Origin of the sequence: Flavobacterium sp. 2755 (genome assembly GCF_031455715.1) — a bacterium.
Lineage (GTDB): Bacteria > Bacteroidota > Bacteroidia > Flavobacteriales > Flavobacteriaceae > Flavobacterium.
Genome location: NZ_JAVDTG010000009.1, coordinates 37728 through 50008, shown reverse-complemented (window position 1 = coordinate 50008; position 12281 = coordinate 37728). Strand labels below are relative to the sequence as shown.

The 12281-nt window shown below is 37.7% G+C and carries 13 protein-coding genes; 4 read left to right on the top strand and 9 right to left on the bottom strand.

Annotated features, from left to right (window positions below; all coding sequences use genetic code 11):
• Nucleotides 1-368: 368 nt before the first annotated feature.
• The 7 genes from J2Y38_RS19110 to J2Y38_RS19080 all read right to left on the bottom strand — a co-directional run bounded on the left by J2Y38_RS19110 (nt 369) and on the right by J2Y38_RS19080 (nt 6326).
• Complete coding sequence (locus J2Y38_RS19110; protein WP_053471244.1) at nt 369-839, bottom strand: hypothetical protein; 471 nt, start codon at nt 837-839, stop codon at nt 369-371.
• Between the two features lie 89 nt (nt 840-928).
• Nucleotides 929-2113 carry a DUF3570 domain-containing protein gene (locus J2Y38_RS19105; protein ID WP_309845666.1) on the bottom strand — a complete coding sequence of 395 codons (1185 nt, stop codon included), beginning with the start codon at nt 2111-2113 and terminating at the stop codon, nt 929-931.
• A 17-nt stretch (nt 2114-2130) separates the two neighbouring features.
• On the bottom strand, nt 2131-2304 hold the full coding sequence (locus J2Y38_RS19100; RefSeq protein ID WP_309846045.1) for a DUF4266 domain-containing protein: 174 nt from the start codon (nt 2302-2304) through the stop codon (nt 2131-2133).
• 56 nt (nt 2305-2360) lie between these two features.
• Nucleotides 2361-3254, bottom strand: coding sequence for an FAD:protein FMN transferase (locus J2Y38_RS19095; RefSeq protein WP_053471247.1), 894 nt, complete (start codon nt 3252-3254; stop codon nt 2361-2363).
• A 40-nt stretch (nt 3255-3294) separates the two neighbouring features.
• Nucleotides 3295-3729, bottom strand: a complete 435-nt coding sequence (locus J2Y38_RS19090) for a thioredoxin family protein (protein WP_053471248.1) — start codon at nt 3727-3729, stop codon at nt 3295-3297.
• Between the two features lie 680 nt (nt 3730-4409).
• The gene (locus J2Y38_RS19085) at nt 4410-5918 is read right to left on the bottom strand and encodes an ATP-binding protein (protein WP_309845662.1); all 1509 of its coding nucleotides are present in this window, start codon (nt 5916-5918) and stop codon (nt 4410-4412) included.
• A 114-nt stretch (nt 5919-6032) separates the two neighbouring features.
• Complete coding sequence (locus J2Y38_RS19080; RefSeq protein WP_071638149.1) at nt 6033-6326, bottom strand: TIGR03643 family protein; 294 nt, start codon at nt 6324-6326, stop codon at nt 6033-6035.
• A gap of 248 nt (nt 6327-6574) precedes the next feature.
• Between J2Y38_RS19080 and J2Y38_RS19075 the strand changes: the two genes are divergently transcribed.
• The 3 genes from J2Y38_RS19075 to J2Y38_RS19065 all read left to right on the top strand — a co-directional run bounded on the left by J2Y38_RS19075 (nt 6575) and on the right by J2Y38_RS19065 (nt 9380).
• The gene (locus J2Y38_RS19075; protein ID WP_309845658.1) at nt 6575-7258 is read left to right on the top strand and encodes an SDR family oxidoreductase; all 684 of its coding nucleotides are present in this window, start codon (nt 6575-6577) and stop codon (nt 7256-7258) included.
• Between the two features lie 12 nt (nt 7259-7270).
• Nucleotides 7271-8683 carry an SDR family oxidoreductase gene (locus J2Y38_RS19070; protein ID WP_309845655.1) on the top strand — a complete coding sequence of 471 codons (1413 nt, stop codon included), beginning with the start codon at nt 7271-7273 and terminating at the stop codon, nt 8681-8683.
• 196 nt (nt 8684-8879) lie between these two features.
• Nucleotides 8880-9380: a response regulator gene (locus tag J2Y38_RS19065; RefSeq protein WP_053471253.1), complete on the top strand. Its 501-nt coding sequence runs from the start codon at nt 8880-8882 to the stop codon at nt 9378-9380.
• Nucleotides 9381-9790: 410 nt separating this feature from the next.
• On the opposite strand, the gene J2Y38_RS19060 is transcribed toward J2Y38_RS19065, so the two are convergent.
• Entirely contained in the window at nt 9791-10141 is a 351-nt protein-coding gene (locus J2Y38_RS19060; protein WP_035644047.1) for a helix-turn-helix domain-containing protein, read from the bottom strand.
• A gap of 71 nt (nt 10142-10212) precedes the next feature.
• On the opposite strand from J2Y38_RS19060, the gene J2Y38_RS19055 reads away from it, so the two are divergent.
• The gene (locus J2Y38_RS19055) at nt 10213-11145 is read left to right on the top strand and encodes an NmrA family NAD(P)-binding protein (RefSeq protein WP_309845650.1); all 933 of its coding nucleotides are present in this window, start codon (nt 10213-10215) and stop codon (nt 11143-11145) included.
• Between the two features lie 276 nt (nt 11146-11421).
• On the opposite strand, the gene J2Y38_RS19050 is transcribed toward J2Y38_RS19055, so the two are convergent.
• Nucleotides 11422-12237 (bottom strand): T9SS type A sorting domain-containing protein, encoded by an 816-nt coding sequence (locus J2Y38_RS19050; protein WP_309845647.1) that lies wholly within the window; start codon nt 12235-12237, stop codon nt 11422-11424.
• Nucleotides 12238-12281: the final 44 nt, after the last annotated feature.

The following is a 12281-nucleotide window of genomic DNA, read 5'->3' as shown; positions in this document are numbered from 1 at the left end:
ACCTATACGATGTCTCTGAAACAAGCTATAAAAAAATAGAACCCGCCAGCGGCGCTGCATGCTTCGACGGGTCTGTCCATAAACATAATCTTCCAAAAAATGTTTACTTAATTTTGCATAGGAGTAATGAATTCCTTATTGGTTAAAGTTAGATTAATTAATTTAATGACAATTTACACGATTATTAATTAATTTTATAATTACCTTGTTTACTATAAATAATCTGAGATCATTAATCCATCTTATAAAAAAGAAGTAAACCATTTTTTTTGCTTCTGTGAATAAGGTTTTATGGATTATATTTTAAAATATGACGTAATGGCTGCTCTTTGAAGATAAAAAAGAGGCTCCCAAAAGCCTCTTTTAAATTAATGTTTACCATTTCCTTTTCCCTTGCCATTTCCATTATGGTTTCCATTATCATGGTGGCTTTTATCTTTATTGTTTCCTTTTCCTGGCTTTTGTCCTATTGTTTTTTGAGGTTTTCCTTTATACCCTTTTCCGTATTTTACTTTGTGAGATTTAAAGTTGTCGTAAGGTCTGTCTCCTCTGTAATCAGTCAGTACTACTTTGTATTCATTATAAAGATCATAGTTTCTATAGGCTGAAGGCAGTGATCTGGTTCTAACCCATTGTCCGTTATTTAAATAAACATAATTTGACGTGCTTACGTCATAATAAGTTTCAAGATCCGGCAGATAATAATAACGAACATCTGAATAACCGGCAGGTCCCCATGCAGGAGGTGTTCCTATATTCACATTTACTGATACCTGAGCCTGAGTGTAACTAAATGAAAGGAATAAAATTCCGATCAAAAAATATTTTAAAGTTTTCATGATTTTACTTTTTAAGTCATTAATTATATTTCGGTAAAAACAATAAACGTGCCGAAAAATTTATATGTTTTTAAGTATTTGATTATGTGTTATTTATATTTTATGTTAATGCTGATAATATCAGAAGTCATATTAGTAGTTCTGGTATAATGCCCATAACGAATCTCTAACGTATTCCAATGCTTGAGCCCGAAAATGCCATTAAGAGGCGTGAATTTCGTTCCCATCCCAAAGAAACTGCTGTCAAACTTAGATAAATCATAGTTGCTGGTATAATATTCATCAGCTGCAGTATGTTCGCCGTAAGGTTTAAAATATTTCGTTCCTGTCTGGGTATAATATCTGTAGAACGGACTCACTGAAAACGCCTGTGTTAACTTCATCGGAATTTCAAGATCAGCGGTATGAGCTTTTAAACTCCAGTCATCAGTATAATATCTGTAATATGCGCGAATAATTATATTATCCCCAAAAAAATAACTGGCCCTGATTCCAAGTGGAATTTTAAGTCTTGTATCCGGCATTTTTTCCTGATGAACAGATCCGTCTGCAAAATAAACCCTGTGAAAAGGAAGACTTAAATACCCATTTTGTCTGATAACATCACCTACAAGCATTACCTGCAGGTTTTTGTTTACAACCTGAGAATAACTTAAAGTTCCTGCAAAAGTATTTCTGTTAGCGCTGTCATAACCTTCACTTCCAGGTACACGAAGTTCCACGGGTTCAATTAATTTCAGCTGATCTATAAAGGTTTGAAATTTAGCGGTAAATTCTCCGTTTCTGTCCTTTGTTTTTTGTGAGAAGCTGATGTTTCCTCCAAAAGATTGATAATCAAACTCAGTTGATGATGAAACGCCAATCCCAAGTGTTCTTCCTTTTTCCTCATTTTCTCTCAGATAAGTTAATGAAGGGTAGAAGCGGTTGTCTGAAGATGAAGCAGATGAATTCGCACTCAAATCAATCATATCTGATGAAGCAGAAGTATAATGGTCAATGCCGGCTTCAATATCAAAGGTATGTTTGATCCCGTTTTCACCATATTTTACCAGTTTAACATCAATAGTGTTAGCGATATCAGTAAGATGCTCAGAACCAATTCCTCCTGTAACGGCAGAATTGTTTCCATCCTGTTTATAATAACTCGAAACCAGATTTACCTCTTCCAATTTTAATTTTTTGCTTTTATAACTGGTAGAATTAGTAGGAACATTTTGTGCTCTTAGCTGAAATAGTGCCAATAAAGCAAATCCTGTTATGAATATTCTTTTCATTTTTTGATCAAATCAAATTAGTTACAGCCGCAGCCGCCGCCGCTTTTTCCTGAATTTGCTCCGGAAGCTCCTTCACGGTAGGATTGAAAACTAAGTTCTGTCTTTTCGATTTTTCTATTAGAAAGTACCATTTCAGAATCGTTGATTTTCCCTTTCTGGTATTCCTTTACGGAAGTGCAGGAGGTGAGCATTATACCTGTAAAAGCAATACTGTAGAGGAGCACGAGATTTTTTTGCTTTGGCTTTTTCATTTCAGGTTAATGTTTTTAGAAGTGTAAATTTTATTGTTGTCGTCGATTATAATACAATACAGATCCGGTATCTGATCTATTAAAAACAAGCCGGCTTTAATACCCATAACTGCTATTGGGGTAGCCATTGCATCTGCAAATTCTGCATTTGATGCGATAATGGTCACGCTTTTTATTCCGGTTATTGGCAGTCCTGTTTTTGGGTCAATGGTATGCGAATATTTTTTCCCGTTAATGGTCACGAACTTTTCGTAGTTTCCAGAAGTTGCCACGGCTTTATTAGAGATTTCCATGTACGAAAATGCCGCATTTGGAGCATCGGGATCCGCCACGCCAATAGTCCATTTTTTACCATTAGGCTGTAATCCCCAGGCCGAAAGATCTCCGCTGGCATTAATAATGCCGCTCTGCACATTATGTTTTATAAGAATTTGTTTTGCCATTTCAGCAGCATATCCTTTTCCGATACCTCCAAAACCAATTCGCATTCCTTTTTCTTTTAAAAACACTGTTATATTTTCTCTGTCAAGGATTATGTTTCGGTAGTCAATAAGATGTACCATTTTGAGTGCCGTCTCAGGATCAGGAAGACTTGTCATTGCTTTGTCAAAATTCCATAGACTTTTATCGATACTTCCATAAGAAATATCAAAAGCGCCTTGTGTAATTTTCGAAATTCCGATAGATCTTTCGATAAGGTTAAAAACTTCCAGATCTACCTTAACAGGCTTAATACCTGCATTATCATTGATGAAATTGGTCTGACTATCTGCCTTGTAGGTCGTCAAAAGTTTCTCAATCCGTCTGATTTCTTCAATGGCAAGATCGATATTTTCATTACCCAGCTTTTCATTTTCAGCAACAACTGTTATAGTAAAGTTGTTCCCCATAAGTTTTAGGGATTGCGAATATTTTTGGGTCTTAATTATGTTATTTTCGGCTCTCACAGATCGCTTTTATTTCGGCAGTCCACTGTTCAGGAGTAATTTCTGGTTTTCCATGCCAGGTTTTAAGTACTTTTCCATCGGCATCCAAAAGAAGCGTTAGAGGAAAACTTCCTTCCTTGTTGTATATTTCGGCTAAATCTTCGTTTCGTTTGACCTGCTGGGGTGTTCCGATATTTTTCTTTTTCCTTGGAAAATCAGCATTCACCAATACTAAATTCTGGTTGGCCATGTCTGTGAATACCTGGCTTTCAAAATAGTCTTTGCGTGTCACAATACAAGGTCCGCACCAGTCTGAACCGGAGAAGTTCAATAGGATTAATTCATGTTTTTCCTTTGCCGTTTTTTTTGCATTATTAAAGTCAGGTTCCCAGTTGATGGGAAGTATGTTTAATAGAAGAAATAATGTAATTAGTTTCATTTTGCAGTCTGTTTTTAGGTATATACGAAATAACGCATTGTTGCGATTCTTATTTTTTTTAATTGCTTAAGATTCAATTAATTTTTACTCCGCTTCAGGACTGTTTCTTTTTAAAAATTGAATAGGAGAATTAAATTTAACAAAGGAACGTCTTCATGTATACCCATCAATACACAGCTGGCATATTTTAACTATAGTTTTAATTCTAAAAGGTTAATTCTAAATCTCAAATGGTTCAGACTTGACAAGGCCGATAGTTCCCGTTTGAAGGCACTTTCCTTTAATATTTTTGAGCTTGAGCAGTTTCAGGCCTTTATAGGGCAAAATCCACTTAACTTTTCAGGTCAGTCATTTGTGGAGCCCACTAAAATAGAAGAATTTTATTTTTTATAAACAGTAATGTTCCGAAGGGAATATTGTCATTTTATCCTGTTCTTTCAAAAATGCAGATACAGACACTCATCCCACAATTCATCAGGTTATGAAAATTGTCCTCACCGATGAAAATTATCAGCCTGCTCTCAATTACACATTGGATTTTGATGTGATTGGCAAGATTGAAATTTACAGGAATGCAAAATAAAAAAGATGTATTTATGAAGCTGTCTAATATTATTTTATCAGACAGATTGCTGTTATTGTAAAATTCCTCTAACGGGTGAAGTTGTAAATTTCAATTGCTACAGCGTATCGGTTTTTTGTTTTAAAGGAAGTGTCACCGTAAATTCGGCGCCGTTGTCCTTTTCTCCGGCTGCAGTTATTTTGCCATTATGCCTTTCGGCAATCTTTCTGCACAGGGCAAGGCCCAAGCCATTTCCCTCGTACTGATCTTTAGAATGCAGTCTTTCAAATGCCGTAAAAATCTTTTCTGCAAATTTAGGATCAATTTCAATACCATTATCCTTTATTTTTATCTGTACAAAATCCTGGCCGTCACTATTGATGATGTTGCTTGTTATGATAACTCTGGGAGGCTCGCCCGCTTTGGAAAATTTCAGGGCATTTTGGATCAGGTTATAGAAAAGCTGGTTAATTAAAATCGGCGCTCCCTGAATCTGCGGAAGATCAGAAGTAACTAAAATAGCACCTTTTTCTCTTATTATGAGCTCGAGGTCTATTTTTATGTCTTCAATAACCTCATTAAGAGTAATTGTTTCTATAAACTGTGAAGTTTTGTCAAGGGTGGAATAGGTCAAAATTCCCTCTATAATATTTTCCATTCTCTGGGCAGACTGGCTTACTTTATGAAGGTATTTTTTAGATTTCTCATTAACATTGTCTTCTATGTCATTTCGTAAAAGGGTATTGAAAAATTTAATTTTTCGCAGCGGCTCTCGAAGATCGTGGCTTACTACGCTGGCAAAATGCATCAGATCGCTATTAGAACGCGTGAGCTCATTTGTGCGGCTTGCGACCTGCTTTTTTAGTTCTTCCTGAAATTCCTTATGCTCATGTATATCCTGAACAATCCCAATGATGGTCTTTGCAGACCCGTCCTTGTCCTTGATAATCTTTCCATTGATTTTAGCCCAGCGGTAGGAGCCGTTATCATTTAAAATTCTTGCCTCATAACATATTTTTCCCGTTGCCTCAGCCTGCTGGTGTGCTTTTTCGCGCGCCGGGAGGTCCTCTTGATGAAGTTTTGAAATTAAATCGTCATTTGTTGTTTCGCTTCCAATGGAACAGATCGTATTGAAATTTGCTGAAGTCTTGATTTTTTTGGTCTCAAGGTCTATTTCATAACTTCCTATCCCGGAGCTTTCTATGGCTATGGTTAATTTTTCATTCGCTTTCAGGGTTTCTTCTTTTGCTTTGTGCAGATCCGTGATGTCAGCGCCGGTGTTAAGCACGCCATAGACTTTTCCATGCTCGTCAAAGAGCGGAATAAAACTATAATTAAAATAATGTTCGGTCATAATTCCCTGCATGACCAGATCTACTTTTCTGCCCACAGCATGAAAGGCTGTTCCGGTTTTGAGAACGCCAAGGGCCTCATCGAGAATCTGCTGGTTTTCAATTTCAGGAACAACACTGAGATAGGTTTTTCCAAGTACATCATTTCCTTTGCCCCATGTTTTGATCATGGCATCATTGGCCAGTGCAATTTCTAAATTATCTCCCACATACACTCCGACGGGAAGAGGGATGGCATCAATTATATTTTGTAGAAGCCCTGGATTACGGTACATAGCGTTAGATTTGATTGGTATAGTTTTAATGGCGAAGCTATTGGCTTTTAAATGTTTATGGTTACATGAATTCTGCATTTTGTATCATAATTCCAATAATACAGCTGATTGTTTCTATTGTTTCTGCTTCGATTTTTTGTTATTGGAAATGGCCCGCTGCTCGCTGCATCTAAAGCGTTTAATTGCGTCACTGCGTTTCCGCAGATGCTTTGTTTGACAGTTTTCTACCCTTTTGCGCCAAAGTTTATAGCTGCCGGGTTTGAGTTCCTTCTTCATTAAAATTTTTACATCAGCTTCCTGAAGCTCAAACTGATATGCAATGGCCTCAAAAGGGGTTCTGTCTTCCCATGCCATTTCAATGATTCGATCCAGGTCACGATCGGGAAATTGCCGTTTTACTTTTTTCATAATTGTATTTTTTTGAGGGATTCTCAATAGGGAATTAAGGAGAGCATAGCGAAGTTAAATAAAATAGTTTTTAATTTGTTTAATATTTATTAAAAATAGTTAAACAATTATTATCTTTAACATTAAGATTTCATCTTATATGAAATACCCCTTTGGTCTTTTTGATATTTAATAAATAATATCTTATTTTCTTGAAAATCATAGCAGAAACAATCAGAACGGTTCTTTAATTCTAAATCTTTAAAAAAATGAAAACTATTGTAATTGTTGGCGGCAGTAAAGGAATCGGTAATGGTGTTTTAGTGCAGCAGCTGGAAAATTATAAGGTAATCAATATCAGCAGGACAGCTCCCGATATTAACCATCCAAATTTAATTCATTTTTCAGTTGATGTGCTCCGTGATGCTTTGCCTGAATTTGAAAGTATAGATGCCCTGGTGTATTGTCCGGGGTCCATAAACCTCAAACCCATTCTGGGCTTAAGCCTGGATGATTTCAGAAAAGATTTTGAAATTAACGTGATGGGTGCCGTCAAAGTGATTCAGCATTATCTGCCTGCGTTAAAGAAAGGGGAAAACCCTTCTATTGTTTTATTCAGTACCGTTGCGGCAAAGCTCGGAATGCCTTTTCACTCCAGTATTGCGGCCTCTAAGGCAGCAGTAGAGGGTCTGGTTAAATCGCTCGGTGCCGAACTTGCCCCGTTAATTCGTATCAATGGTATTGCCCCGACTATTACAGAGACTTCTTTGTCGGGATCTATTTTAAGAAACGACCGTATGAAAGAAAATATGATCGAGCGCCACCCCTTGAAAAATTACCTCAAGCCCGCAGAGGTGGCCCGTATGGCAGGGTATCTTATTTCTGAAGATGCAGCATCAATTTCAGGCCAGATTTTCGCGATGGATTATGGTTTGGTAAGCTTTAAATTGTAAAACAGCTCAGAGATGAAAATTCTATTAACAGGTGCTACAGGTTATATCGGCAAGAGGCTGCTGCCCTTGCTGCTGGACCACGGAAATGAGGTGGTCTGCTGCGTCCGGGATAAAAACAGGTTTTATTTTCCTGAACAGTTTAAAAATAAAATACAGGTCATTGAAGCTGATTTTCTGGATCCGGAAAGTCTTAAAAATATCCCTGATGATATAGATGCAGCTTATTACCTGATCCATTCCATGTCCGGCGCTTCCAATTATGATGAATTGGAAAGCATTTCGGCACATTATTTCATTGAAAAAATAAACCAGACAAATGCAAAACAGATTATTTACCTCAGCGGAATTGTAAATGATAAATCACTATCCAAACATTTATCATCAAGAAAGGCGGTGGAAGATATTTTAAAGACCGCAGCAGTGCCGTTAACTGTACTTCGGGCGGGAATAATAGTAGGATCAGGAAGCGCATCTTTTGAAATAATACGCGATCTAGTGGATAAACTGCCCATTATGGTTACCCCTAAATGGCTCAATACAAAATGCCAGCCGATTGCCATCAGCGATGTTTTGGAATTTTTAATCCGCTCGCTGTTAAACCCGGCAGTTTATAATGAAAGTTTTGATATCGGGGGACCTGATATTTTGACCTACAAGGAAATGCTGCTGGAGTTTGCCAGAGTAAAAAATCTCCAAAGATACATTTACACCGTACCGGTGATGACCCCGAAATTATCGTCTTACTGGCTGTATTTTGTGACGTCAACTTCTTTTAAGCTGGCCTCGGCGCTGGTTAGCAGCATGAAAGTGGAAGTCATCTGCGGAGATAACAGAATTAATAATTTACTGGGAGTTACGCCGATCTCTTACCGGCAGGCTTTAGAAAGGGCTTTGAAAAAGATCAGTGATGATGATATTATTTCGAGCTGGAAAGATTCACAAGTAAGCGGGCAATTTAGAGGAAATGTTTCTCAATATTTAAAGGTTCCAAAAAGAGGCTGTTATATTGACAGAAGAAAAAGAACAATTATAAACAAGGAATATACCATCGCACGGATCTGGTCCATAGGTGGGGACACAGGATGGTATTATGCCGATTGGCTTTGGGATCTGCGCGGGTTCATCGATAAGATTTTTGGCGGTGTAGGCACAAGGAGGGGAAGGACACATAAAAAGGAAATACATGCAGGGGATGCGCTGGATTTCTGGAGGGTTGTATACGCGGATAAGAAGCAGGGCAAACTGGTTTTATATGCCGAGATGAAACTTCCCGGCGAAGCCTGGCTGGAATTTAAAATAATCAACAATACCTTATATCAGGCGGCCACTTTTAAGCCCCGCGGGCTTATGGGAAGACTATACTGGTATGCCGTGCTGCCGTTTCATGGATTTATATTTAACGGCATGCTTAAAAAACTAATTTAAGGGATTGTCGGATAACATGGGCTTAGCCTGTGGACTATTTTACAGCAGGGGGTATATTGTACCGGCATAATGCTGTTTTCAATATTCCGCAATTTAAAAGGGTTTGTAAAATGAGATCCTTTGACCATTAATTTTGTACGGCATAATTTCATTTGGGCATTTTTAGTACATTTGGAAATTATAAAACCGCTTCAATATGATAAGTGCTGAGAATCCGGATGCTGAAAGCCCAAAAGAAAAAGAGCCGATAAAAATTCTGCTGGCCGAGGATGATACCGAAGACCAGGAATTATTCATCGATGCCCTGGATGAAGCGCAGATTGCTTCTGAGGTAACGACCGTTGAAAATGGGCAGGAGCTCCTCGATACGCTCAGGGATGAATCCCAGAGCGATCCCGATATTATTTTTATAGATGTCAATATGCCCGTTAAAGGGGGCAAAAAGGCGCTGGAAGAAATAAAGAAAGACGATGATCTTCGTGGCATTCCCACCGTTATGCTCTCCACCTGGGATCATCCTGCCGATATTGAAGATGCCTTTGCTAAAGGGGCAGACCTTTATGTGCAGAAACCAAATTCTTTTAACGCTTTTGTGCTGCTGCTGAAAAAAGTCTTTCTTCTGCACTGGGCAAAAGCCTTATTGGGTCCGGTGAGAAATTTATTTTTTGTTTCAGAAAAGAATGTCGGAAAGGGGTAAAGGATTGCTTTTTAGTCTGCGTGTTTGATCTTGCGCGCTCATATAATTGATTTGGCTAATTTAGTTTCAGGCTGCGCAGGGAACTTTATAAAACTTCGGGCTGTCGAAAACCCGGTCTATAGTATCCAGGGTCAATTTTATATGATATTATTTTTTGGAGCTCTTTCCACTATACGTTCCACCCGAGCGCAGCGAACTGGCGAAGCAATCTTTTGCACCGAACACCAGCACAAAAGGATTTTCACTGCTATCGGGGCTAATAGGGAAAGGACGTATCTATTTTTTCGGAAATGATTTTAATACAAAACTTTGACTGTAAATAATATGCTGATGTAAGACCTTATACTTATAATTTCTAAAAGAGCATATGGCAGCATTATCTCTAACAACAAAGCAGTCCTAATTATTTATTAAACTTCCCTGATCTTGTCACGGTGGTTTTTACCCCACTCAATCATTTCGGAGATCATATTGTGCAGCGTATCGCAATACACAGAAGCTGTATACTCAACGGTCGGAGGGGAGTCATCATAGACCCTGCGCAAAATGAGCTTGTTTAGTTCCAGTTCTTTAAGTTCCTTTGACAGTACTTTGCTTGTGATGCCGTTCACACTCCTCTGTATGTCACGGAATCGGCTGTTACCCTGGTGCACAGCTGTCAATATGGGGAGTTTCCATTTCCCGCTTATCACGTATAGGGCATCCTGCAAATGCTTGATCTGCTGTGCATTTTCTGAATTATCTTTTTGTATATCTGGCATCCTTTAGGTAACTGGTATCTTTTGTAAACCAATTACGGCGTAAATTTACAAAAAAATTAAATTATAAAAATATGAAAGATAAATCATTAATACTGGTAGCTGGCGCGGCAGGTACTCAGGGAGGAGCAGTGATTGAAGCATTATTAGCTAAAAATATAGCGGTGAGGGCTATTGTACGAAATAAAAACAGTGAAGCTGCAAAAGCACTCGCTGCAAGGAATGTTGAATTAGCTGAAGCGACGTTCGATGATTTAGAAAGTCTGACTGAAGCCGCTAAAGGTGCAACAGGCGTATTCTCGATGCAGATGGGGTCCCATCCTGGAAATAAGGGAGAGGAAACTAGACATGCAAAAAATCTGGTTGCTGCAGCAAAAGCCGCTGGGATTCAGCAGATAGTTCACACCTCTGTTGCCCGCGCGGGAGATCATCAAAACTTTGCGGACTGGGATAAAAGCAGATGGGAGCCGCTTTACTGGGAAGAGAAAGCTGCAGCTATAAACGTTGTTAAAGATGCCGGATTTACCTTCTGGACAATCATAAAACCTCCGTTTATCATGGTAAACCTGCTTCCTCCTAAAAATGAGTGGATGTTTCCTACTATTTCTGAGGGTAAAATAATGAGTCCAACTGCGCCGGATACAAAAATAGACTGGGTGTCTCCTGAAGATATTGGTCGTTTTGCAGCTGAGGCATTTGCAGAGCCTGACAAATTCAACAAGAAAGAATTCGCTATAGTGGGAGATTCACTTACAATGGGAGAGGTTGCAGATGTGCTTTCAAGCGTTACCAGTAAGCAATTTGAGGCCATTAGTATAACAGATAAGCAAGCCGTCGAAAGCGGATTGTTTAAATGGGGAACCGAAGCTTTTATCTGGCAGAATGTGGAAGGGTATAAAGTTGACCCTCAAGAAGCAGCAGGTTTAGGAATTGAGCCTGAATCGCTAAAAACTTACTTGGAGAGGAATAAATCCCTTCTCCAGAGAGTATACAATAATCTAAAATAAATCCAATTATTAGGTGTAAAAATGTAGGTATAAAAGTTTTTTTGCATAGATTTTATTGCCCTGTGATTTGACAATTTTTAACTCATTTAGTTAAATTAAAAAATAATATTTTATTTTTTCAATGTATTGCAGTTTTATAACAGCATAGAAATATTTCTAAAAAGTATAAGTATGTGAGGGCAATTTCAATAAATCGTAAAATTTCAGTTAACTGATATTTAGCTTTCAAAAAACAGGCTCCTAATTGATTATTGTTATACTGAATTTTTAATTACCCTAATTAGAAATAATGATTTTCTGAGTGATATTTGCACCATCGGCCGCTTTGAATATTGCGATGTATATCCCGGCACTTAACCCTGAAGTTGAAAAGCTAAAGTTTTGTTGGGTGCCTAAATTATCTTCTGAAATAACAGTCCTTCCAAGAATATCATAAAGCTCAAATGATTTCATAATTTCATTATTTGGATTTGTGGCATTTAAAACATGGTTTTTATTGTCCTGATTAATAAAAAAATTACTTCTCACTGCATCATTTGTTCCTAGTGTTTCATTATTTATAAAACTTATTTTAAATCGTTCTGTATCTTTTCCGGGTGCAACTACAACTTGATATGGGGTGTTTCTAATATCATGGTAAGACCCATCAAGTGCATCGTATATATAAATTGGCTGTCTATCATCAAAACCGTCATTTTCAGAAATGTAAAATTTAAATTTTGTACTTACAGCTGCTTTTACAGAGAGTGGAATTTTTTTGAATAAATTGAAACTGAGTCCCTGAATTACGTAATCTCCGTCTTCAATCCAGAAAGAAATGTCCTGAGGATAATCTCCATCCATATTTTTTACATCGAAATTACTATCGACGCCGTCTGTTGCTTCATAAGCAAAAACTAATTTAAGCTCTCTTGTAAACTCATCGTTTATTATAGTATTGAGCTTAAAATAAGGAATTAGGGGAGGCGGGGGAGGCGGTCCATCATAATTGTCACCATTACCATTATAGATAGGTGTATTGGCACTAATATGTATTTGTGAAAAACATTGAAAAGAAAGCAAAACAGAGATTAATAGTAAAGTTTTTTTCATATTCTTTTGGTTTAAATTATAATACTATGGCGCGTTTTAAATTT

Coding starts and splice junctions, on each gene's coding strand:
- J2Y38_RS19110 (WP_053471244.1), bottom strand. CDS start 839: ATGAAAACTTTAAAATATTTTTTGATCGGAATTTTATTCCTTTCATTT.
- J2Y38_RS19105 (WP_309845666.1), bottom strand. CDS start 2,113: ATGAAAAGAATATTCATAACAGGATTTGCTTTATTGGCACTATTTCAG.
- J2Y38_RS19100 (WP_309846045.1), bottom strand. CDS start 2,304: ATGCTCACCTCCTGCACTTCCGTAAAGGAATACCAGAAAGGGAAAATC.
- J2Y38_RS19095 (WP_053471247.1), bottom strand. CDS start 3,254: ATGGGGAACAACTTTACTATAACAGTTGTTGCTGAAAATGAAAAGCTG.
- J2Y38_RS19090 (WP_053471248.1), bottom strand. CDS start 3,729: ATGAAACTAATTACATTATTTCTTCTATTAAACATACTTCCCATCAAC.
- J2Y38_RS19085 (WP_309845662.1), bottom strand. CDS start 5,918: ATGTACCGTAATCCAGGGCTTCTACAAAATATAATTGATGCCATCCCT.
- J2Y38_RS19080 (WP_071638149.1), bottom strand. CDS start 6,326: ATGAAAAAAGTAAAACGGCAATTTCCCGATCGTGACCTGGATCGAATC.
- J2Y38_RS19075 (WP_309845658.1), top strand. CDS start 6,575: ATGAAAACTATTGTAATTGTTGGCGGCAGTAAAGGAATCGGTAATGGT.
- J2Y38_RS19070 (WP_309845655.1), top strand. CDS start 7,271: ATGAAAATTCTATTAACAGGTGCTACAGGTTATATCGGCAAGAGGCTG.
- J2Y38_RS19065 (WP_053471253.1), top strand. CDS start 8,880: ATGATAAGTGCTGAGAATCCGGATGCTGAAAGCCCAAAAGAAAAAGAG.
- J2Y38_RS19060 (WP_035644047.1), bottom strand. CDS start 10,141: ATGCCAGATATACAAAAAGATAATTCAGAAAATGCACAGCAGATCAAG.
- J2Y38_RS19055 (WP_309845650.1), top strand. CDS start 10,213: ATGAAAGATAAATCATTAATACTGGTAGCTGGCGCGGCAGGTACTCAG.
- J2Y38_RS19050 (WP_309845647.1), bottom strand. CDS start 12,237: ATGAAAAAAACTTTACTATTAATCTCTGTTTTGCTTTCTTTTCAATGT.